We start from the raw sequence: 24,375 nt of genomic DNA on the forward strand, positions 1-24,375 counted from the left end.
TTGCCGGAAAGCTTTAGCAGAACTACAACACTGGTTATCTTGAAAATATTGATTAAAAGGCTGTAGTTAATTGCTGTTAATTTTTGAAATAAAAGAATATTTTCATCCTTTTTGATGAGACAAAGTTCATGCTTTTTTTGTTCTTAAAAAAGTTTTTGAACTGCCTTATTCTGTAGTTGCAGTAGCTGATATTTAATGGTGGTATTAAAGGATTACATTCTAATTTATATCAGAAATAGAAACCACTTTATTCAATTTTTTTGAAATTATTAATCTGTATAATTACATTCAATTCTTATATTTTTTGTTCCGTAAGTTTGGCCACCACCCCACATATCCTGGTTATTCTGTCCAGCGCTTAAATAGCCCGTCATTATAAGCTGATCTGTATCCGCATCATAAAGTTTACATTCTATAGATTTATCAATTCCCCGAAGATCTGCTTTATAGTAGAAATAGAATGAGTCACTGACATTGTAATGGTCCGTGATAATATCTTTATCCGTATATTCATTATTCCAGTAACCGGATTGCAATCTGTACTCAATAGGTACTCCGGTTTTGTTAACAAATTTAATGGGCATATTGACAATACTTACTTTTTGTGAAATAATCAGTTTACTTATCTGCATATAAAATCTTTTTCCTTGCAATGTTCCGAATTCGAATCCTTTGGGAAAAGCATATAGCCCCTCTCCGAACAATCGGTTATAAGTAAATTTTTCACTCACCCTGTAACTTATGAAAAGGTACTCATATTCCTTTAAGTTTTCTTCATGAAAATCCTGAACCTTAATAATATATGGAGCCTTCCCTAAGAAATATTGCTTCTTTTCATTACCATAGGTATTTCCAAATTCAATGAGCTGATCCTCTTCGTTCTGCTGGCTTATCAAGATTGAAAAGTTTAAATCTTCAATATTATTCGCTGTATAGGAAAAATACCCGTTATCAATAGATTCCAAACTGTTATTCAGCATGATCATTTCTTTAGTACTCAGGATATCCTCCTTTAATCTTAAAGCATCTATCAATTCCGCAAACTGGCTCTCTGAAGGGTATTTTCCTGTTTCAAAATACTTTTTTAATTTTTCTCTCGTGGTTATTTCTTTTGTATTCATAATACTGTAAAATTCTTTTACTATTTTTGATTTAGAGTTCAAAATTCCTCTTTTTTTGCTTCTTACAAAAGTTTTTTGACCTCCCGATTCAGTAGTTGCAGTAGCTTGAAGAAAGTGTAAAGTATTTATGATGAACAGTGAAGTTCTTCGGGTCAACAGCTAATCTTAATCGAACGTAAAATTCAATTCACAGTTCATTTGATACTAATTTCTCTCTGCCTTTTTTACTCCAATTCATTCTTACAAAAAAGACCCGGATTATAAAACCCGAGCCTTCGCTTTTTAACGTATATCATCCATTAGGATGTCATCTTTTTAATCTAGTTTAAAGAAAAAGAAAACCACTGCTGCCCATTCTTTTTTAATCCCTTTAGCGTAGCCAATGGTACTGTGACTGCTGTTTTCTACCGTTCCGTCATCTTTGATATAGCCCAAAGTGGAATGACTGCTGTTTTCCACGGTTCCGTCTTTCTTCACATAGCCAACCGTAGAGCTGCTTTTATTCTCAATAGTCCCGTTGCTCCTGATGCGGCCAATCGTGCTACGGCTTTTGTTTTCAATGGTTCCGTCACTTTTAATATAGCCCACTGTAGCACGACTGCTGTTTTCAACGGTTCCGTCACTTTTGATATAACCTGCCGTACTGCGGCTTCCCGATTCAATAGTCTGCGCATTGACCATGGAAAAACAAAATAGAAGGGAACAAAAGAATATTATTTTTTTCATGCTTAAAAATTAAAAGGTTATTATTTAAAAACTTTCCAAAATATAGCAAGTTTTGTCGACATAAAAAAGCGAAACATCCTTCTTAAATGTAAAAAGAATGCTCAGAGATTTTAACAGGTCTGATGAAAATAGGCATACTCCTTTCCATCCCAGTAAATTTGTCCGCCACCCAGTTCAGATTTTTCAATTTCAATCGAGGGATGCTCTAAAATTAACATTCCGTCTTTCCCATTGCCTGTTTCCTCATCCACACCCGGTTCGTTTTCCTTTTTTCGGTTGATTTTCCAGCTATCGATATAGTCAAGGTTATCTCCTAGCGCATTTTTAAATAGTTTGCCGGCTCCCAGAATAAAAACCTCGAAAGTTTTTCCATGAATAACCGCAAATCCTTTCTTATGACTTTTAGACTCAGCAATCGGAATCACCACATCCTTGTACCCGTCTCCATTAAAATCTTCCCCCCGCTGCCGCACGATTGCATCGTGTGGTTTACATGAATTTCCATTCCTTTATTCTTTTGGCAAAATCTTAAACTTTCTAAAAAAATTTCTTTGTATTCATTTCAGATAAAAACATCCAGCCAACCTACAACAGCAAAACTTATGAAATATAATCCTTCAGGATTGTAGAACTTGTAATTACGACTCATCAATTATGTTTTTATAAAGATAAAAACTTTTTAAGAAATTATTGGATAATAAAAATGCCACACGAAAGGATTCGTGCGGCAGCGGGGGGGAATGTATTTTATTTATTTCCATAATTATTTTATTTGTTAATGACATGATTTCTCCATATGTCTCTTGATAATATTTCTACTTTTTCAAGAGTTTCTTCTTTTGTTTTCTATATAAGTTCTTAGAATATTCAAAAGAAAATTGACTGACTAACAAAAGTAATTAATTCATTTTTTGATTTTACTACAACACAAAACTTTAAATAGTCATTCCTTAAAAACCAAGTAATATTTTGATTATCAGTTTTATGCACTTATATTTCGTAAAAAATCGTTGTAAAAAATTGCAATAAATTGTATTTTTAGGATATAAAAAGTGGCAAAATGTTAGGCAAAATAAGAGAGGATTTACAGCAGAATTTATTCAAGACCAGGCTTACGGAGCTTATTAATATGGAGCATCCGGTGGTAAAATTAGCTGGGGAGATTTCCTGGGATAAAATGGAGTCAGAGTTTGAGAAATTATTTTCAGAAAACGGAAGACCTTCTATTGCTATCCGTAAAATAGCAGGAATGCTTTTGCTCAAGGAAATGTTTAAAGAAAGTGATGAAAGTGTAATAGAGAGATGGATTGAGAATGCGTATTGGCAATATTTTACCGGAGAAACCTTTTTCCAGACAGAGCAGCCTTTCGATCCGAGCAATTTTGTACACTTCAGAAAAAGAATTGGAGATAAGGGTTTGGAATTTCTTTTGGGACAAAGCGTTTCTCTCCATCCCAAAGCCAAAACAGAAGATGAAGTTCAGGTAGATACGACGGTTCAGGAGAAGAACATTACCTTTCCTACCGATGCCAAATTAGCAAAAAAAGTAATCGACAATTGTAGAAAAATAGCAGAAAAAGAGAGCGTTGTACAAAGACAAAGCTACAGAAGAGTGAGCAAACAATTATTGCGGGACGCTTTTTTTGGACATCATCCCAGAAGACAGAAGAAGGCAAAAATGGCGAGGAAAAAGCTCAGGACGATTGGTAAAAGAGTTCTTCGGGAATTGGAAAGAAAACTTCCTAAAGATGTTTTGAAAGGCTACGAAGACGTTTTTAAAATTTACCTTAAAGCACTCACCCAAGAACGTACCACGAAAGATAAAATTTACAGTCTTCACGAGCCACAAGTTGCGTGTATTGCGAAAGGAAAATCGGGAAAAGCATACGAGTTTGGGACAAAAGTAGCAGTAGTAAGAGGTCGGAAAACAGGGATCATCAGCTCGGTAAAGAGATTTTCTGGCAATCCTCACGATAGTAAAACTCTTGAAGAATCATTGGCACAGAGTGAGAGGGTAAGAAAATCCGTTGGCGGAACAAGACCTACGAAAGCCACTACAGACAGAGGATTTAAAGGAATCAAAGAAGTGGAAGGAACAGCAATTTTGCTTCCCGCAAAAAAAGAAAAAACAAAATATGGGCAACAAGTAGCCAGATTAAGATTCCGGGCAAGAGCAGCCATAGAACCTTGTATCTCTCATTTAAAAAGAAACCACTCCTTAGGATTAAACTTCCTGAAAGGAGTGGCTGGAGATATTAATAATGCATTATTAGCAGGGATTGGATACAATTTGAAGATGAGATTGAATCAAATCAAACAACAAATTCTTCTTTGGCTCGAACTTGTTCTCCGAATCTTTTTAGGCAAATATAATTTTCAAAGTCAAAAAACAGCTTTTTAAGGAGCGACTAAATATTTTGTCATAAAAAAAAGCGAAACTTCAAATGAAGTTCCGCTTTACAATTTTTTGGAAAATTTATTTGTCCTTATTAGAAAGCCTTAAACTCTCAAACTTAGCAATAAAATTTTCCCATGTCCAATCTGGGAATATTTTTGGCATTTCTGTTTTAAAGATTTCTGTTTCTACTGAACCGATACCTTCTCCATCCATATAGTACAGCAAAACTCGTTGCCAATGATTAAACACACGCGCTTCAACAGCCATTTGAGTATAGCCTTCATAATCCAAATCTAAATTGTTTAGCTCATAATCGCTGATACTCATGTAATACAATGATTCGTCTACTGTGTCTGGCGTTATAATAAAACCTACATAACTTTCTGGAGTTGGATAATCTAATGGTCTAAAATATTTAAGATCTTCATCATCTCCGTCATCATATATACTATTATTCTCAGAAAATAAATACTCACTTTGTGTTAAGCGCATTTTTCCACCAATAAAACCATCATTATCTTTTTCCCAATTAACTTCAAATCCGTCAGTTATTTCGTAGTAAAACTCTTTTATTCCTTTATGAATTGAATTTAAATTCTCAATTTCAAATAAATCTTTTTTTAATGTAGAATTATATTTATACTCTACTTCAATAATAGATTTTTTTTCCTCCCGTGCTATTAATAAGGTTTCCACTAAAATCTGATCAAATGTTTCTATCATATTAGTTTATTTTTACATTTCTTGCTCCCGCTGCGCAAAGTCTCCCGACTTTGAGCTAACTATTATTCATCGTAATTATTATATTTCCAAAATTCATTCTTTTTTGTTACATCAATTATGGGATTATCTGCCAATTCAACTTTTAATAATCCTTTACCATTTGCATAATTGCTTGCTGAGGAGTATATGTAATGTTGTGCTTTTTCCACAATACCTGCTCTTATTGGATTTAGATGTATATAGTTCAGTTTATCCCACATAAAATGTAAGGTGTAAATTCCTTCTGCATGATTTCCGTATTGCCAAAACTGATAGTTCTTATTTCTGCCATGGGTTTCTGTAGCTTTTTTGAATAAATCAAGCATCCATTCTTTTCTACTTTCAGGTTCTGTTTGTATAGCTTCTAAAATATTTTTGCTTGTAAATTTTTTAAAATCTCTTATCAAATCTGATAATTTGCCTTCTTTCGATTGCACTATTAAATGAATGTGATTGCTCATGATTACGTAGCCATACAATATCATTCCTTTTTCTTTTATACAATAATCTAAAGAAGAAACTACGATATCTTTATAAACTTTTCTTGTGAAAATATCTATCCAATCAACTACCGTACAAGTAATAAAATGCGGTTTTTCCTGATCTTTTATAGTATAGCCTTCTTTCATTTAGTATTGTTTTTTTTGCTCAAAGTCGGGAGACTCTCAGAAACGGGATAAATTTAAGAAAAATTGTTTAGGCTTGACATTGCTCAAAGTCAGGAGACTTTGCGCAGCGGGCAACCTGTACTATTTCAAAACGGGTTTCAATATTTAAATATTGAACATAAAAAAGCGAAACTTCTAATTGAAGTTTCGCTGTATAATAGATTTAATATTGAATCTTATAAATTCAGTGCTTTTTCCAAAGCATCGCATCTTTCTTTAAAGTAACTTAAGTCGACATCAGGGAATAACTTAGGGAAGCGTTTAATAATATTCTTCATTTGATGCAAGACACCCTCTGCTGAATACGTAAATGTACCGTCTTCAAATTTATTATTAAAAGAATTAGGACCGTGGTAATAATAAGCATCATATTCAACATAACGAGGCTTATAATTCCCTAATTTTTCAACAATCTCCTGTGTATCAATATAAAAATACTGCCAATAATAAACGGCTTTAGAGGCAATCATGGTATTATAATATTCTTCAAGATTCATATCCATTTTAAACCAGATACCTGAATCGAAAAAATAGACTGGACAAGGATAGATACCTTCTTCCCGAAATATACAGCCATAAGTACCGTCATTACCGTGAGCCGATTTATGGAAATAATTAAGTTTAGGCAGAAACTCTCTCCAAACAGCTTCTGCTTCAGGCTGTGGATTATTTTCCCAAAAACGACTGTCATTGTTGTAATTATCCCAGAAATGAGAATGTGTTCCTAAAGATTCTATCAAGCTCAATAATTGAAATCCCCCCCAAAGATATTCCTCATCAGGTTCATTAGTAGTGGAAGACCAATCTAGGGTTAAAGAACGAATAGCATCGAACTTATAATCTTCTTTGGGAATAATAATTTTCATTCGTTCTTCTGCACGAGCAAGCATTCTTTCACTAAAAAAATTAACACCATTTTTTACTTCTTCTATATTGTTTTTATCTACCTTTATTTTATCATTATTAGAAATTTCAATAATAAATTTTTCTAATTTTTGCAATATTTTCATAAATAATATTATTAAAATGTAATTTGTTTAGATGACTCCAAGTCATATATTTTGTCAAGACCAATATGATAAGTAGAAGCCACAATTAAGTCAAAAGTAATCATTTCACATCTTAAATATAAAAAAACGAAGCTTCTAAAATAGAAACTTCGCTTTTGTATAAGATTTATTGTAAGTTAGAATTTATCTTTATAATGATTATAAAATTCCAATTGATCTATTAAAACCTCATTAATCTCTGTCCAGCCATGCTTTTCAGATAAATCAATGGCAGCTCTCCAGGCATTCATATTTGGTTGACCAAAATTTACACCACCCCAATATCCCGCACTTACTAAAGCATCCCATGCCATAAGAGGGTCGTTTAATTCTTCATCTATAGCTTTAGCGGCTTTTATATGAGCATCTCCATTATACGTGCTTTTATTCTTTTTAATAATTTCTAAAACATTAAATAATGGGTGCTCTTTGATACTATTTGAATATTCCCATTCTAAGTTTGGATTTGTATCAAAAAAAGAAATTATACCATCTAATTCAAAACTTGTTGATGTTGCATGAGGTAAAATATCAAAAGCATATTCTACAGGATCAAAACCATTAGGTTGAATAACGCTTTGAAAATTATATCTTTCAAACTCTACAACATTTTTATAATTTGTTTTTGAATAAGCTCTTTGGGCTAAAGCATTATAAGCTCTCGTGTTCCAAATGCCATAATCTTTTATTTCAAAATCTGGGAGATATGATTTATCATCCACCATTGATTGCATTAGTTTAGCATATTCTTTCTGTTGGGGAGTATCATAATAATGACTCCAAAAGTCTAAATATACTTTGGTGTAAAACTCCGAAGAATTTTCTAAATATTTCAATTTATTTTCATTATCCAGATACTCTTTTAAAAATTTCAATGAGTCTAAATTATCCGTATATTCTCTAAACGGTAATGAAAGTTCTTCAAGTAATTGCCATTTTTTTTTAATTTCCTCATTTACAATATCAATATCTTTTAAAAGTGGAAGCAGTGACATTGCAATAAAAGAAGACAGATTAGGCGAAATCGTTCTAAAATCAGCAATACCTTTTGTTATCACTGGAGAATCTGATAAATTTTTATTAGGCATTAATCTGATAGCAAAATTATTGTAATCATCAAATGCAAAAGGAACAACAGACCAAAAACCAGATCGGAATATATTGAAACATTTTTCAATTTCCTCTTCATCATCAAATTGAAAACCTAAAATAATATCTGTCTCCTCATCTTTATATAATTTTTTCAAATCTTGATGTATCTTATTTAGTTTCATAATTCAATTGGTTTTATAATGTGATTTCTCCATATTTGTCCTGCTATTATTTTCAAATGCTCTATTGCTTGTGGGTGTTCAGATTTGTCTCCGTCATCATCACTTTTACTAAGTGCTGTAGCTACAGTCTCAATCCCCCGCTGCCGCACGATTGCATCGTGTGGTTTACATTATTTATAAATCAAACATTCTAAAAACAACAACATAATCTAAAAGTCCTTTTTCATCAGAATAATCTATTGCACTGCTGTATCTATAATCCTCCGCACGGAAAACTAAACCTGCTTCTACAGGATTTTGATGTATATAATTAATTTTCTGCCAAATCACTCTGTTGCTCCACAATTCAATAGGTTTATTATCATGTCTCCAAAATTGATATTGGGTTACATTTGATGCTTTTAAACCTTCTTTAAGAAAGAAATTTAATAAAAATTCTTTTCTGCTTTCTGTAGGATTTTCCTTGATTGCTGTCACAATTGCTTTACTTGTAAATCTTTTTAAATCACCAATCAAAAGTTCTGGTTTCTGCCCATTTACACTCCTGAAAACTAAATGTACATGACTTGACATGATGCACCATGCATGAATTTCCATTCATTTATTCTTTTGGCAAAATCTTAAACTTTCTAAAAAAATTTCTTTGTATTCATTTCTGATAAAAACATCCAGCCAACCTACAACAGCAAAACTTATGAAATATAATCCTTCAGGATTGTAGAACTTGTAATTACGACTCATCAATTATGTTTTTATAAAGATAAAAACTTTTTAAGAAATTATTGGATAATAAAAATGCCACACGAAAGGATTCGTGCGGCAGCGGGGGGGGAAGCTCCTAAAAATAGAAACCTCGCTTTTATAATGTATTTTAAGGATTTATTTATCTTTTAAATACTCTTCTAAACTCCATTCATCAGTTGGCTCTAAATAACGCTCTATTTTTACAGGTTTACCTAAATTATGTAGACGTAAGCTTTTATTTTCATCACCTCCGACATGTCTCCATTCTTTAGCATCTGAACTCACAATAAAATCAGAAATAATTTTTAATTTTTCATTAATTAGAGTAACTAAAAAACATTCTGTTATTTTTTTTATTGATTTGTTTGGATTTGAAAAAGAAACATAACATGCCCAAACTGCGCCATATTTTTCATGAATATATTCACTAATTTTAAATAAATAACGTGGAATTGGGTAAGAACTCTTTTTGGATTGCTCGTAAAAACGATCAGAAAATGGAGAGACTATTTTACCTTTAATGTTAAATTCTACTTTTTTTTCAGAATCGTACTGATCTTCACAGTAAACGTTCAGCTCTTTTTCTACAAATTCATTATATTTATTAATATCATCTTTGTTTCTTTGTAAATGTATTGCTATTTGTTCTTTTTCAAAAACAATACCTATAAATGTTTTAATTTTTTCCATTATGATTCAATATTAAATAATTTATTTAGCCAAATATCACCATTTCTTGTTTCAGCAGTAATTGGCTCATGATCTATACTTACACCATCAATATTTATAAAAGCTTCATAAGTAACCTGTTCACAACGCCTTGGAAGCTGCTTCATTCTTTGCAGTTTTAGTAATGTTGCTTTCTTCTCTTTATCAGTCATACCTGTATGTACAGCTTTTAATGTTTCTACCATAGGATCTTCTTCTAATACTTGATAAGTAGAAGCTACTATTAAGTCAAAAGTAACAAAATTATCTTTATAGTTCTTCATTTCCGCTTCAATTCCTTCTTGGATTATTGTTTCAGCTGCAAACATAGTCTTTTTGTTAAACGGATCAGAAGTTAAAATTAGATTCAATCCTTTCTTATAACCCGAACCCAAAAACTGATCCCCAATAATATGAGCTGAATTTAGCTTCAAACCATAATTGTACTTTGCTAATTGTCCTGCAGGTGATGTAAGCCCGCGAAAACCTATTTTTTTTAAGGCAAGATTTTTACCTTCGTTTACATGTCTTACAACTCGTTTGTTTACATCTTCTACATTAATTGTAATGGTAAAATCTTGTTGTCCATATTCGTGAGCCTCTTTATCATAATAATAAGTTACACTTACTTGATGATCTCCAATAGCATCTAATCTTACTTCTTTCGGCTCAAACTCTTTATGCTCTCCTCCATCATTATCAAAAATGTCTCTTAATTGATAGGTATCTCCAAAGTTTTGGATTATTCGACCTAATTTTTGCATTTTATCTTGAGCTTTATCTATTTCAGTTTGGGTTCCTGAACCCTCTGCTTTTTCTAATTCTTTTTCTGTACGATCCTGTATATTCGTTAGTCTAATTAATTGATGTTTTATAAGTTCTGATTTACCTTTAAAAGCGTTTGAAGTTGGATATCTTTCAACTTGTTTTTTTGCTCGATCTAGTTTTACAGAAAGTTTAGCTTTTTTACTTTCCATATAAATCTCATTATCCTCAAAAGTTAATGTGTGAGATTTTCCAGACATAGAAAAAGATTCAGAAGTAATGTGATCTTTCTCTTTATTGTCTTTTTGGTCTTTCTTATTTTTCTCTTTTTTATCCAAGCCAAATTTTTTGACTCCCATTTTACCAAGTAATCCTTTAGCCTTCACTTTCACAAAATTCCAGAACTTCACTATCGCATTCTCAATACGCAGACGTATTTTTCGGATAACGCCCAATACTTTATCTGCCAATCCGCCAATCCCTAATAATGAAGCTAAGAAACCAATCAATACAGGAACCGCTCTTCCCAAAGCATTTTCTATCGATTTGGCTACGGCGCCTACATTTCCACTGGCAATTGCTTTGATGCTGTCTGTAAATGCTTTTACCAATTCCATGATTTGCGCAGCTCTCTGGATGAAGAATTTCACCACATCTATAATTGCCATGGCGGCTTTTATAAATGCTCCTACCGGAGTCAGTAATCCCATCACCCATTTAATTCCCGCCTGAATCACCTGCGTTTGAACGATATCCATAATGGCATCCATCACCGTTGTTTTAAGGTCGGCAAATTGGTCTTTAAGATATCCCCAAAGTCCGGCAACACCTTCTTTACGAACAATCTGTACCATTTCAAATCCTGTCTCCAGCACTTTCATAACAGGTTCTCCTATCACTCTGGCTCCGATGGCTCTAATTCCGCCCCAAGTTAAACCAAGCACCTGCGAGGTAATAGAGAACACTCCTTTTAAAGAAAATACATCTTCCGGCATCGTTAAAGAAATACCTTTCATTGCTCCGGTCAGCCATCCGAAGAAACCTGTTTTAAGGTGAGTCCAGATATTGGCTCCGAAATTGGTAAATCCTTGCGAAACTCCGGCAATAAGGTTTTTGAAGAACCCTATTGGATCCATAATAATCGCCTGAATCGCACTGATAACGCCAGACAATAAATTGGTAAGAGTATTTTTAATTTCGATAATAATAGCAAATACACTGGTTTTCAGCATATCAAGCGCCTGATTTACCAATCCGCTATTTTGTGTTTTTAATTCAGCAATTCTAGTATCGATACTTGCGATATTATCGGCATATTTTTTAGCCAGTACATCAATTAACGCATCTTTTTTACTGTTTACGCTTTCTTCCAGTGCATTGAATTTGCTTTGAATCTCATTAATAGCATCTTTTCCTATCTTCCTTAAGCTTGGCGATAAACTGTTGACATAATTCTGTACGTCTTTTTTGCCTTTAGCAATTCTGGTTTTCGCTGCATTTAACTGGTTGGTTACATGGGTTGCAATATCATTAATATATCGATCCATTGTTTTAACGTAAAGCTCTTTACCACTTACAAAGTATTCATCGACTTCAGGAGGTAAGCCGACAAGCTGATCTTTCAGCCATTTACCTGCCAAACCTAGAACGCCATAATCTGCATACGCATCTCCATAACGTTTCTTTTTATAAGCCTTCATTCCCTGATCTACATGATCTTCAAATGCTTTCTTGGCTTTTTTACTTCCGTCATCAAACTGTTTGGCCACCGATGTATCCAGATTCTTTAAAATACCATCTACATCTGCTTTGGAGCTGACATAAATACCATTGATATGGTCTGCAATTTCTTTTCGTTTCTGACTGTCTTTAGATGAAGTTTGTTTTTGATCACCCTGCACATTGCCTAGTCCGCCTTTTCTCGCACCATGCATTCCACTGATGTGACTCGCGGCCTTTTCTTGTGCATCATTACGGGTTTTGTTAAGCTCCTTGCTTTCGTTGGTTCTAAACTGTTGAGTTGCCGCAACACTCTGGGTTTTGGCTTTATTTTTTTGATCTAAAGCTTCCGTAAACGTAGGTTCATTGGATTTTGCAAGCATCGTATCGGTAACTCCGTTAGCTTTCATCTCACTGTCAATACTCGCGGTCTGCTCTTTAATAGGCTGTTCTACGCTTGCTGCAGTTCTTTTTACAGGCATCGCTTTAGCAGCATTTGGAGTAGACGGAGCTTTACCTACATTTTGTGTTGGCATTTTTGCAACTGCACGATGAGGCTGTGATGCAATATCCGGTTTTGTTGCGGTAGCAGAAGCAATATCATTGGCGGCAACATTCTTCTCTTTCTTCACGTCACCGACTGCTTTCTGGTTGACCTCGTCTATATTGTTGTGCTTTTCAAACTCGTCGGCTTGTTTTTCATTTTCCGGAAGTTTGATATTGTGTATTTTTGCGCTTAGCAAAGCTTTGAAATCTTCTTTTTTGAACATTCCAGGATCCTGCGCACCCATGAAATTTACCTGGCTCGCCTGTGCCAAACTCTCGCGCTCGTTACTTGGTGATGGAGCTGCAGCTTGTGCATCGTTTGTTGCTTTGCCTGATGGCTCATGCTGTTTTTGCTGCTTAGCCGTACTGCCAATTTTTCCGCTTAATGCCGTAAACTCAGGATTGTTATTCGCATTTGGTGATACCTTTTCAATTTCGGCTGCTTCTGCTTTGTCCGGATTAACTGCTTGAGACTGATCTGCATCCGATTTAATTGGCGCTCCTTTTTTCTCTGAAAGTTTTACAGTAGGGTTTGTTTCTTCAATTTTTTTATTTTGTTGATGAACCATCGCCTGCTCTTCCATTGTCTTAGGCAGATAGGTTCCGGATTTAAGGTCATGATAATCCCGTGCCTGATTAATACTCAGGCTGGCCATATATCCTTTTTCCAGTGCTTTGGTATCGGGATGGTTAAGATCTCCGGTTTGTTGATAGCTTTCCTGAAATCTTCCGTGCATCACTTTAGCGCCCTGGTCATAAATGGTTGAAGAACCGTGAACGGCCGCAATGGTTCCATTTAAACCCATTCTGCTGTTTCCAAAATTGGCTGAACCATTTTTCGCAGAGGGCTCTCCAGTCTGCTGGGTCTGTGCATTTGCCACTTCCGTCTCGGACAGATGAATCACCGCCGGGGCTTTCTGCTTTTGCTTACTGCCTTGGTGTTTGTGGGCTTTATTGTCTATTTCTACAGGTTTTGCTGCTTTCATAGGCTTCGTTTTTTAGTTTTCATATTGATTTTTTAAGGCATACAAAACGCAATTATGACAATTGCGTTTCATAGACCTGTTGAATGTGAAAAATCAAACCGGGAACGGCAGATTTTTTTTAAAGAATGTAAGTAATAAGAAGTGGCATCCGACTTTGATGAGAAACAGGTAATGCGAAATCACTTCACGTTTTTATTCTCTTGTTGTTTTGAGTTTTCAGGTTATCCGGTTCAAAATTCACTCTTTTTTATAAGAATTCCTTGTTTTCTGAACCGTAGATTCTGTAGTTGCAGCCGTCTGTTTTTCAACATCCGGGCTTCAATGGTTTAATTTAGTTTTGAGCTGGTATTCAATGGTTATTTTTTGATCTGATCCTCAGGAAGATTCGTTACTTCTTCCTCCAGAGGCTGTCTTTCTGTTCTTACCCCGTAACGGTTATCAATAAAAAGATTCACTGCTTTATCAATCCAGTTGGGAAGATTGATGGTGATCATTTTTAAAAATTTATCATAGCCATAGCCCAGGACAAACAGTATTCCCGTAGAATACCATTTGTCATGAAGCTCTGCCCTGTTCATTAAGTAGCTCATGGTAAAACCTACGATCACAACAATCACCAGCGTGATAAAGTGTTCCCAAGGTCTTTTTTTTTCTTTATTCTGTATTGAGATCAATACCCTCAGCAAGCCCCCCGAAAATGCGATGGCAGTTCCTATTAAGAGCGCTTTTATACTATCAAGATTCATTTTTCTTATCTTTTATTTATTTAAATTCAATTTTTCCTTAGCCTATGGATACCTGTTATTCGAGATCCAGCATGTACATATCGTCTAAAAACCTTTTGCTTTTTCGCATGTTTTCATTTTCATCTGCATAGGCCAGCTCGTCGATAAGATCACTGATATTTTTTCTTGGATTCTGCAGTTTTTCTCTGTTTTTCTTTATTTTTTGTCTTCTCTTTTTTTTCATGGTTACTGATTTTTTTTGTTAACGAACAGTTTTTAAGCTTTTTAAAATTTCTCCCACAGGCCGACAGCTCCTCCGCTTCAGGTTCGTGATTTTCCTGAAGATCTCTCTTAAAAAGGCAAAACATTTTTTTACCTTTTCAGTTAATCTTTACATATGGGAAAGACTTTGAGCACCCTTGCCGGGTCAGTTATTCAGGTAATGAATACTCAAATCAGGGTATATTTTCGGAAGTATTATATAAACACCTACATAATTAGGCATCAACACTGAATGATGACTCAACTTCACAGCTGTATTTTACACTTTTTAAATTTTTAAAATCTGTTGTATTGTTACATTTCAGGCTTGCAAAAGAATATTATAGATCGTTCTTTCGGACAGGAACAGCATTTCTGTTAATTCTGTTACAATCACCTTCATCTGTTTATCCTGATTACGTTTTACATAATCGATGACGAAATCTTTTCTTTTTTCTACTAGTTCTTTACTACGTTTCATGTTGGTTAAAAGTTTTTATATGTTAAAAGTTTGTTTTTAAACTGAACAGATTTTTAATTCCTTTACTGTTCAGCGGAGTCAACAAGAATCCTTAAAGACTATTATTCAAGTCTTTAAAATAATTATTCACTGTTATAAATTTTGGTTTTTCAGAAGTTGAAATCCTGTATTCCCCGCCGGAATACGACTTCAGATTCTTTGTTCTGCATTTTGCTTCTGTAAATAGAAATCTATTGAATGTTTATAAGGAATCGATATTTTATAAACAGTAAATAGCTGGCCTTTACTTTTCTTTTTTATGAAAGAGCTCAATAATTTTACTTAAAAAACCGGACAGCTTCCACAAATGGGTTCGTTATTTAAAATGTTTCAACTTTCTGCTGACTATCATAATTCATCGATATCTTATGTTAAGCAACAGCGTTCATCTACATTTCATTACTATTTAATTTTATTCATCAAAAAAACATGCACACATTTCATTATTAAAAACACTTAAACACGAACAAAAATCAATTAAACCCTTCAAAAAAGCGAAATACTCTCATTTAACCAGGTAAAAAAAGTGACCACCATCTCAATTCAAGCCTAATAAAACGGAAAATTAAACATCTTACAGAAGAAGGAGTCAATTATAAAACTATTGTTCATATTTCTGATAAAACTTATATCCATAAGATTATCAATGTATTTAAATATTAAAATAAAATTAAAATAAAAATATATTTTGTATATTTGCACTATTCTGTCTTAATGACGAAACAAATATACGAACAATGTTCGCTTTTTGAAAATAAAAAATGATTTTTTTACACATTTTTTCAACAAATAACTATAAACATATCAAAATGAACTATTTAGAATTCAAAGAAATCCGAAAGAAGCTAAACATGAAGCAGGCTGATATCGCAAAATCTATAGGAGTCGGCACCCGGGCTGTACAATATTGGGAAAAAGGCGAACGAAAAATTCCGGAAACCACAGCTTATTTTGTAACCAATCTTTTGCATGAACATGAAAACAAAATCAATGACAGCGCGTCACCTGTAGTTTTTTCCGACCTGAAGATCATGAACGTTCCGCTGGCCAACCAGTATGCACAAGCCGGCTATCTGCATAATTTCGCAGATGAGGAATATATAGAAAGCCTGCCCACCATTCCTTTTACCGATGATGTAGAGCACCGCGGTGAATATATGTGTTTTGAGGTGAAAGGTGACAGCATGGATGACGGATCCTACGAAAGCTATCTGGAAGGTGACATTATATTATGCCGGAATATCAGACAGGACTACTGGCTGAGCAGGCTGCATTATGATAAATGGGATTTTGTGATCGTACACAAGGAGAAAGGAATTCTGGTAAAAAGAATCATCAACCATGATGTGGAAAAAGGCATCATCACCCTTCATTCTCTCAATGAATATTATGATGATTTCGAAATCCACCTTCAGGATGTTGCCAAGCTTTTTAATATTATAAGCACCAGACGTAAGAATAACAGAAGATAATTTACTAAAAAAGCTGTTATACTGAAGAGGCTGTCCTAAAAGTCAAATATCCCTTTTGAGAATTTAATATTTGCATAGACCTTTTCTATAGGGGCACGAAGAAAATCGACAAAAAAGAGGCTGCCCAAACTTTTTGGACAGTCTCTTGCTTTTTTAGATTTACTTATGGTCTATAACCAAAAATCTGTTCCCAAAGCATAATTCAATTTTTTCTCAACTAAGAAGGCAAAAATTCTTTGTGCCCGGGTATCCGGTCCTATGTCCTGTGAATTAAGAAGTTTAAAATCAGACGCCGTAGGACTCCCTCCATTTACCGTACCGTCTTTACCTGTTGTTCTGCAAGTGAACATCCCCCCCATTGTTTTGCCACTTGATCCACTATTGATGAGATCTGTTATAAACTCGATCCGATCTCCGACTTTTGCTTCAAATGATTTCCATTTTTCAATAGGGTTATCATACTCTACATTTGGAACTTCACTCAAAACAACTTCCTCTCCGTTCTTTCTAATTAAAAAATTGACTTTACTTACAGGATCATTCGGATTACCATCCCTTCTTGCATGATTGTAAAATATTGTTCTGACCTCGCCATTGTTACAGTCTCCAATTTTAAACGACCCTGTACTGGTCGCTTCAACGCCTTCCACCGTCAGTTTTACTTTCAAATCATAATCTCCGGAATTCTGAATTACCGGAAGAGTTATCTCCTGACTGGGATCTATATTGGTTTCATTTGCGGGATACCCTGAACCACTAATCACATAGGATGCAGATGAATTCGTACTTGTAACAGGCACGGAAGATGTATAATCTATTTTAAATGAAATCTCGCATGGTGCTGCTGCCATTATATTATTTTTTTATTGTTATTATTATATTTTATGAATAAATAAGGGCACTGTGATTTAAATCTATACAGCACCCTTACAAAGGGCATACTGATTGATAAGTGAGAATATATGCCTGCTCACCTATCATCAATTACAGGATTATCATTATTCTATAGTCAGCTCTAATTCTGTAGTATCAAAAAATCCTGTTTTCGAATCAATCACCATAAAATGGAATACATATATTCCAGCCGTTAGCTGTGTAAGCTCCAGCATGTTTAAAGTACTCTGCAAAATCGGTAACTTTTTGCCATTATTGCTGGATACCTGAAACCAGGAATAATCAAAACTCAAAGCACCTTCACCCCAGCCCTTCATTCTAAAAACTTCCACCTGAGACAGATAAATTGTTGCACTGTTACTCTCCACAAAAGCCTTCACATTATGAGCTGAAGCCCCCTCACAACAGTTGCCTTTGGGAAAATCAACACTGTTAATTACAACTCTCGGAGCAGGCGGATTATACCAGCCTCTTATGGCAAAAGTCTGAGCACATTTCCCATTACTCACAGTTACATTGATCAGAGGTGAATTTTTGGGATCGTTTATAGTATAACTTAGATGCCCAACCCCATCTCCATCAGTATATAGAGCCACCGCAGTACCGTTTATACTATAGGCATAGTTCTTAAAAGATGCTCCTGAAACAGTAAAGTTTACCATTGCCTGTGTCGAGTTTGAATAATCAACCTGGCCAATTTCTACAGTAACATCCGGCTGTGTGATAACGGTGGCAGTACAAGTGGTAGGTTGCCCATTTACAGTAAACTTAATAACTGTATTATGTAAATAATCCTCCAGCGATTTCGGGTCAAAAACATACTGTCCTGCAATATACTGCACACCATGTCCTTGGTTCGCTTCCACAACTCCATTTGCCGGAGATACTTTAAAAGGTATATAAGGTGAGTCTGAACAAACGATAATGTCCTGCTCTTTATCTGATAAACTTAATTCTACCCTAGGCGGACTATACCATTTACTGATCTCAACAGCCTGTATACACCCACCATTAGTAACAGTTACCTTGATCACCGGAATATTTTCAGGATTCAGATTTGTAAACGTGTAACTCAAATTCCATTCTTCACCCGGCTGTACCAAACTAACAGGAGTACCATTCACAGCATAGGTATAAGTACTGAAACCTGGTCCGGAAACTTTAAAGTACACCGTTGCCTCTGTTGAGCTTCCGTTCGGATAATTAACGGAATAAAGATCAACCGTAACGCTTGGCTTGGCAATAACTTTAATACTGCAGTCCGTTTGCTGATCGTTCACCTTAAAAGTAATAGTCTGACCATATAAGCTTTCATCTACTTTTGTAGGATCAAAAACATACTTCCCGTTCACAAATTGCACACCATCACCGTGACTTGCTGTTACAACCCCTCCTACCGGAGATACTATAAAATCTATAGGAGAATAGTCAGAACAGATAACAGAATCCCCTAAAAACAATTCTACCTTAGGAGCCTCATACCAATCTCTTATTGCGACCTCCTGTGTACATCCATTGCCACTCACCTTCACTTTTATCGTGGGAACTCTTTTGGGATCAAGATTAACGTAAGTAAAATTAACGCGGCCCTCAGCATCAGGAGTAAGCGTAATATAACTTCCGTTATCCCAGAAATCCCAGCTGTAAGTATAATCTTTGAAATTTTCATCATCGATCAACAGATATACCGTTGTTGCTTCTGACAGCCCTTCCGGATAGTCGACACGACTCACGCTGATGAGTACTTCAGGCTCTGCAGTAACTTTGACTCCGAAGCTTACCGGTTTATCATTTACTGTAAAATTGATTACCTTGCCATATAAGCTTGCATCTACCTGTTTCGGATTAAAGAAATACTTTCCGTCAACAACCTCTACTCCATTTCGCTCCAAATCTACATTGGCTTTGACAACACCACCTACAGGAAGCACCGTAAAAGGCATACGATCTGCCTCTGCACAAATTACTGTATGTGGCAAGCTCAAATCCGCTATAATTTTTGGCGTACAGCAGATATAAGGAAGTGAGAAATCCGCGAAAACGATAGGATTTTCTACTGACTCGTATACAATGATAAACGTTCCGCCGCGCTCCACTCCCCGCAGATGTTCAATACCCGGATGCTTCTCCGCATATTCATTAAAATAACTTTTGAACAGATCTTTATTATCTACCAGCTCCTCCATAGAAAGAACCATAATATCAAATGCAAGCTGCTGTTTATCCTTAATTTCTTTTACCTTTTCAAAAACTTCATCGTAAGGCATTCCCTGATGTCCTTCAATATTGTAGAATGAATTTCTATCGATATTAAAATCATTGGGGTTCTTTGTATGTTCAAGCGATGACAATAACCCCGTATCGTAGGCCAGATTTTCTCCTGATGAACGGTTGGCAGTTTTATCGAAATTCCACGATTTTAAAAGTTCTTCCGTCATCTTGTAATAAAAGGGAATGGATTTATTACTCAGAGGATTCAATTTTTGAGAAGGTGTAATTTTAATTTTGAAGCGGTCCTGGAAACTCAGATTCCCGAAATTACGTACCTGCTGATTAAAACGGTTAATTAAAAGCTTTACTTTTTGGATTGCCCTATCATCATCCAAGACAGGAGAATTATAAAACTGATGTCTGAACGGGTCTAATTGAACCTCTGACACTAATTTCCCAAGCATCACGTGTTTAGGGAAAGAATCCAGATCCGGAAAACCTTTAGTAAACGAATGAGGAAGCCATTTGATTATTTCAGAATAGGTATCATTCAGATCTTTCACTACGTCATAAGCATACTGAAAACCTGTATCCTGAGAAAGATACTGTTCCAAAACCATTTTAAAACCTGAATGGTCAGCACCGGAAATCCCCATCATTTGGGAGATCGCATTGATTTTTTTGAAAACAGTTTCCCCGTATCCACCTCTTTCTAAAGCAGCAGAATACATCTTTTTAATTGTAGAAGAATAAAATTTTGTTTTAATATCATTTTCTAAAATGAGCCTTTCTACAATGACGCGTTCCTGTTTTTCAGGCTTCAATATCTCTTCAATAAACAAAGGATGCGGTTGAATCCTATCCTGTCCGAGAATGATATCAAGTCCGCTTTTTGTGGTAACTAATACCTTCAGATTTCTGATTTGCTGAACACCATGATTATCACAGTCCACACCTCTACAAGGTTTCACATCCTTTTCATAGCTTTCCAGATACAATAAAAGGTACTTATCTTCTAAATCAGGAAGATCACCTACAAGCTGAAAATCAGCAGTTGCCTCATTAGCAGTTGCCAGCTCCCAAAGTTCAATCTGCCGCTCTGCACCTCCAATTTCATGAAATGCTTTATAATTTACTTTGAAATTATCGTAGACTCTGAAGTGAGTGTAGTTTTTATTTTCTATGTCAATGGTTTTCAAATCACTTACATACAAATCTTCACTTACTGTATTGGTATTATTCAGCGTCAGTAAATCTCCGTCAGTTGTTACGGCTACTCCCTGAGAAAGCTGTATGCTGTTCAGAAGTTTGTTGGTATATATAAGATTATGCTTGAGCCCACATACAATACCTACTCCCTGCAACATTACCCTTGATAAACGGTCCTGATCCTCAAAAAAATCTAAAAACTCGTTGAACTGGGTATATTCTATATATTGTCCTTTACTGAATTTTCGGTATTGGACTGCTATATTACTTAATTGATTATTCATTATTATTAATTTTTAATGATTTATTAAGATAGTCTTAAAACCTTGTTAGTTAAAAGTCTAACTAACAAGGTTTTTATATTCTCATTTTTGAGGATTAAATCATTGACAACTATCACATTTACAAGAGTCAATCTTGCTGTATGCTTTTTTTGTTAAAGTCTTTAAAAACTCCTTGTTTTTTTGAATAAAGACATCTGCTGTTTCGGTAATTAAAATCCTTTCATGTTCCATATCAAAACTTACATATACATTATTTCCAAGAATAAAAATTTGTTTTATGTCAATAACAGCATCGTTTGTTGTTAATAAACTATCTACTTGTATACTGTTTCCGTCTTTTTCGTATTGATCAATTAATTTCATGGCTTAAGATCTTATTTTTCCTGTACAAGGATTAATTGTTAAAAAGTTATTCGTTGGACATCCGTTATAGATAACATTTCCACCTAATTTTATAGTTGTCCAGGCAACACCGGTATGGCAACTAGCGTCAGCACAAACAAGAGAGAATGATATAAATCCGTCTCCATTCGGATCTGTATCCGCAATACTTTGTGCCTGAGCAGCTGATATTAGGAATGAATTAATTCTGTTTGGTCCGGAAGTTTCATTATTCGGTCGATTTTGTCCGGGCTGCAGAGTTGATCCTGCATTATTTAAATTAACTAAGCCTAAATTAATTTTACCATTCGCCATTAAATTAAATTTAGCACTGTTACAAGTGTGTCCACCAGGACACGGACCTAAACTTTGATTATACTGGACGATGATTTCCATACTAGATAAACATTGAACAGTTGATTGCCCTGTCAATTTTAATGGTGACAGTATAAATTGTTTACTACAACCGTTATTGTTGCTAACGGTTAATACTGGAGTAAAGGTATCTTCTTTCCCGGCAGTAAGATTATATACATGAGTTTGCTTCACTACACCATTAGTTACTGATGGATTATTAATTTGTTCAGATTTCCCGTCTCCAAAATTCCATGAGTACTCAAGCCCAGAGAGATTACTATTTCCTGAAACAGTAAAGACTACGGTAGCCGTTGGATTTGTCGGGCTTTCTCCATTCACTGGAGTACCTGTCGTTACTATAACATTTGGCTCTTCATATACCACCATCTGAGTTTCCACAGCATCACCATTAACAGTAAATGCAATAGTCTTCTCTAAATAACCTGAAGCAACCAAACCTGGATCAAAAGAACTCTGACCGTTCGATTGTACAATTGCCGGTATCTGAACACCATCTACAAATGCTTTTACCTCACCATTTGGAGGAATTACCGTCATCACAATCGGCTCATCCTCTTGGCATACCTTAGCGCTTGGCAATATTAGGGAAACAGGTTCCTTTTTAGAACAGCATAAGTAAGGCAATGAGAAATCGGCAAGCACCTGATTATCTGTTTCAGAAACATACAATAAGACAAATGTTCCGCCCCGCTCTACGCCTGCAAGATGCTCAAGACCTGACTTTCTTTCTAAAAACTCGCTTAAAAGTTCGCTTACCACATCATCCTTTTTAGGATCCTGTTTTACCACATCAACCTCTTCAGATGATCCTTCTTTTGCAAATTCGACTTTGTTTAATAATCTCAATTTCTCGTCGAGTTTTGAGATATTCAATAACGTGCTTTGTGAATCACTTTTCTGATTGCTGATATCACTGGAGATTGATATCAACTGTTTTCTAAGATCATCAATAGATACAGTTTCCCTTTTCGTCGAAGTTTCACCGTCCGTTTTTTCACCTTTATCTAAAACCAATGCAATAACATCGAATGCCAGACCGTATTTTGCTTTAAGATCATTAATATTTTGCAGAGCGGTTTTATAAGGCTGCCCCAAATGACCTTCAATTCTATAGAAATCATTGTCATCAATATTGTAATTCAACGGATTCTGAACAAAATCATCTTCCGCCAGATTTTGCGTGTGGTAACTTAAATTATACCTTTCGCTGTCTGTTTTTGTTTTTTCGTAATTCCATTGCTTTAATAACGACTTATCGACATTATAATAATAAGGAATAGCTTTATGGCCCAACCTTACAAACTGATTGGAAGGCGTAATTTTAACAGGTCCGATATACGATTGGAATCCGTTTATCTTCTGTACAAAACGATTGGCAAGCATGACAATCCTTTCATAATTTTCATCGTCACCCGTCGTTACAGGAGAATGATAAAAACCATGACGTAAAGCAGGATTCCCGCCCAATTGATAAGTTGCACCGATCTGTCCCAATAAAAGGTGTTTCGGAAACGAACTGATATTTGGACAGCATTCAGCATTCAGATGCAGGATCAGTCCTTTTATTTCATTATAGGTATCAATCAGATCTTTAAGAAGATCGTATCTATATTGATAATCTTCAAGCCTCAATCCACCTCTAGGATTTACTAAAGAATTCAGCTTATCCAGAAGATTTTGCCCTCCGAAGTTGACACTTATCTTAAAAGTATTTGCAATAGCGTCAAACCCTTTTGTTACATCCGCCACAGCGCTTCCTGCATCCTGAAATTTCGATCTTACATCAGTTGCTGATGTAACTTTAGCATCCAGAATAACCCTTTTAGCCTCTATTTTAGGCAATTGGTCAAAAAGCTCTTCATAAACCGTATGAGCCTGATAAATGGTGTCTTTCCCGTCTCCTTTAGTGATGAGATTAGCAACAACTTCTGAATCTGCTAAAAGGACTTTAAGGTTAGAAACCTGCTCTGCACCTGTATTATCACAGTCAGCATCCTCACATGGCGTCTCGTCATTTGAGTAACTTTCCAGGTAAAGAATAACCACTTTACCCTCAACAGAACGCAGCTCTTTAATGAGTCTAAAGTCATTATCCGGTGGTAGAAGGTTGTATTCATCCTGTGTGATCAGCTCTAAGAAAGGGGACTGTACCCCTCCCATTCTGAAATGATTGTATTCCGCTACATCATTATAATCTCTGTAGTATTTGTAAAAATTTTGTTCGAAGCCGATTGTCGCTTCTGACGATGTACTGCCTTTTCTGCGCAGCGTAATCAGGTCTCCGTCTGTAGTCACACCGGCTCCCTGTGTAATAACGACTGTATTTAAGTTGGTATCAAGCTCCAGATCTCCGGATCCCGGTTTATTCATCTGTATATCTACAGGCTGCAAAACAGTATTAAGATAGGAAGACTGAAAACCACATACGATCCCTACTCCACTCAGCCTGGTTCTCGACATCCGATCCTGATCTTCGAAATAATCGATAAATTCATTCAGCTGCCCATCAGTTAACGCCTGATTTTCATTGAACTTTCTATATTGGGTTGTTACATTATCTAATTTAGTATTCAT

Annotated in this window: 20 protein-coding genes; 2 read left to right on the forward strand and 18 right to left on the reverse strand. The window is 35.3% G+C overall.

From position 1 onward, the window contains the following. Window positions 1-269: 269 nt before the first annotated feature. From VUJ46_RS07360 to VUJ46_RS07370, 3 genes are all read right to left on the reverse strand, one after another. A complete protein-coding gene (locus VUJ46_RS07360; protein WP_326984342.1) occupies window positions 270-1,163 on the reverse strand; it encodes a hypothetical protein in 894 nt (297 codons plus the stop codon). 273 nt (window positions 1,164-1,436) lie between these two features. Continuing rightward, window positions 1,437-1,847, reverse strand: coding sequence for a 5-fold beta-flower protein (locus VUJ46_RS07365; RefSeq protein WP_326984343.1), 411 nt, complete (start codon window positions 1,845-1,847; stop codon window positions 1,437-1,439). A gap of 110 nt (window positions 1,848-1,957) precedes the next feature. Further along, window positions 1,958-2,320 (reverse strand): hypothetical protein, encoded by a 363-nt coding sequence (locus VUJ46_RS07370; protein WP_326984344.1) that lies wholly within the window; start codon window positions 2,318-2,320, stop codon window positions 1,958-1,960. A gap of 587 nt (window positions 2,321-2,907) precedes the next feature. Here VUJ46_RS07370 and VUJ46_RS07375 point away from each other — a divergent pair. Next, window positions 2,908-4,248: an IS5 family transposase gene (locus VUJ46_RS07375; RefSeq protein ID WP_326981209.1), complete on the forward strand. Its 1,341-nt coding sequence runs from the start codon at window positions 2,908-2,910 to the stop codon at window positions 4,246-4,248. Window positions 4,249-4,323: 75 nt separating this feature from the next. Here the strand turns inward: VUJ46_RS07375 and VUJ46_RS07380 are convergent, their stop codons facing one another. From VUJ46_RS07380 to VUJ46_RS07430, 11 genes are all read right to left on the reverse strand, one after another. Continuing rightward, window positions 4,324-4,968, reverse strand: coding sequence for a hypothetical protein (locus VUJ46_RS07380; RefSeq protein WP_326984345.1), 645 nt, complete (start codon window positions 4,966-4,968; stop codon window positions 4,324-4,326). 62 nt (window positions 4,969-5,030) lie between these two features. Further along, window positions 5,031-5,636, reverse strand: coding sequence for an REP-associated tyrosine transposase (locus tag VUJ46_RS07385; protein WP_326984346.1), 606 nt, complete (start codon window positions 5,634-5,636; stop codon window positions 5,031-5,033). A 215-nt stretch (window positions 5,637-5,851) separates the two neighbouring features. After that, on the reverse strand, window positions 5,852-6,685 hold the full coding sequence (locus tag VUJ46_RS07390) for a hypothetical protein (RefSeq protein WP_326984347.1): 834 nt from the start codon (window positions 6,683-6,685) through the stop codon (window positions 5,852-5,854). A gap of 176 nt (window positions 6,686-6,861) precedes the next feature. Beyond that, window positions 6,862-7,998, reverse strand: a complete 1,137-nt coding sequence (locus tag VUJ46_RS07395) for a hypothetical protein (RefSeq protein ID WP_326984348.1) — start codon at window positions 7,996-7,998, stop codon at window positions 6,862-6,864. A 174-nt stretch (window positions 7,999-8,172) separates the two neighbouring features. Continuing rightward, entirely contained in the window at window positions 8,173-8,595 is a 423-nt protein-coding gene (locus VUJ46_RS07400) for a transposase (protein ID WP_326984349.1), read from the reverse strand. Further along, window positions 8,596-8,739, reverse strand: coding sequence for a hypothetical protein (locus tag VUJ46_RS07405; RefSeq protein WP_326984350.1), 144 nt, complete (start codon window positions 8,737-8,739; stop codon window positions 8,596-8,598). It abuts the gene before it with no gap. Between the two features lie 138 nt (window positions 8,740-8,877). Next, window positions 8,878-9,432 carry a hypothetical protein gene (locus tag VUJ46_RS07410; protein WP_326984351.1) on the reverse strand — a complete coding sequence of 185 codons (555 nt, stop codon included), beginning with the start codon at window positions 9,430-9,432 and terminating at the stop codon, window positions 8,878-8,880. Further along, window positions 9,432-13,466: a phage tail protein gene (locus VUJ46_RS07415; RefSeq protein WP_326984352.1), complete on the reverse strand. Its 4,035-nt coding sequence runs from the start codon at window positions 13,464-13,466 to the stop codon at window positions 9,432-9,434. The genes VUJ46_RS07410 and VUJ46_RS07415 overlap by 1 nt, the downstream gene beginning before the upstream one ends. A 356-nt stretch (window positions 13,467-13,822) precedes the next feature. Continuing rightward, window positions 13,823-14,212: a hypothetical protein gene (locus VUJ46_RS07420; protein WP_326984353.1), complete on the reverse strand. Its 390-nt coding sequence runs from the start codon at window positions 14,210-14,212 to the stop codon at window positions 13,823-13,825. A 55-nt stretch (window positions 14,213-14,267) separates the two neighbouring features. After that, window positions 14,268-14,435 (reverse strand): hypothetical protein, encoded by a 168-nt coding sequence (locus VUJ46_RS07425; RefSeq protein WP_326984354.1) that lies wholly within the window; start codon window positions 14,433-14,435, stop codon window positions 14,268-14,270. Window positions 14,436-14,774: 339 nt separating this feature from the next. After that, entirely contained in the window at window positions 14,775-14,933 is a 159-nt protein-coding gene (locus tag VUJ46_RS07430; RefSeq protein WP_326984355.1) for a hypothetical protein, read from the reverse strand. 848 nt (window positions 14,934-15,781) lie between these two features. Between VUJ46_RS07430 and VUJ46_RS07435 the strand changes: the two genes are divergently transcribed. Beyond that, entirely contained in the window at window positions 15,782-16,444 is a 663-nt protein-coding gene (locus VUJ46_RS07435; protein ID WP_326984356.1) for a S24 family peptidase, read from the forward strand. A gap of 170 nt (window positions 16,445-16,614) precedes the next feature. Here VUJ46_RS07435 and VUJ46_RS07440 read toward each other — a convergent pair whose 3' ends face one another. From VUJ46_RS07440 to VUJ46_RS07455, 4 genes are all read right to left on the reverse strand, one after another. Next, complete coding sequence (locus VUJ46_RS07440; protein ID WP_326984357.1) at window positions 16,615-17,295, reverse strand: hypothetical protein; 681 nt, start codon at window positions 17,293-17,295, stop codon at window positions 16,615-16,617. Between the two features lie 147 nt (window positions 17,296-17,442). Continuing rightward, complete coding sequence (locus tag VUJ46_RS07445; protein ID WP_326984358.1) at window positions 17,443-21,042, reverse strand: hypothetical protein; 3,600 nt, start codon at window positions 21,040-21,042, stop codon at window positions 17,443-17,445. 99 nt (window positions 21,043-21,141) lie between these two features. Then, window positions 21,142-21,405, reverse strand: coding sequence for a hypothetical protein (locus tag VUJ46_RS07450; RefSeq protein ID WP_326984359.1), 264 nt, complete (start codon window positions 21,403-21,405; stop codon window positions 21,142-21,144). 3 nt (window positions 21,406-21,408) lie between these two features. Next, window positions 21,409-24,375: a PKD domain-containing protein gene (locus tag VUJ46_RS07455; RefSeq protein WP_326984360.1), complete on the reverse strand. Its 2,967-nt coding sequence runs from the start codon at window positions 24,373-24,375 to the stop codon at window positions 21,409-21,411.

Origin of the sequence: Chryseobacterium sp. MYb264 (assembly GCF_035974275.1) — a bacterium.
Taxonomy (GTDB): Bacteria; Bacteroidota; Bacteroidia; order Flavobacteriales; family Weeksellaceae; genus Chryseobacterium.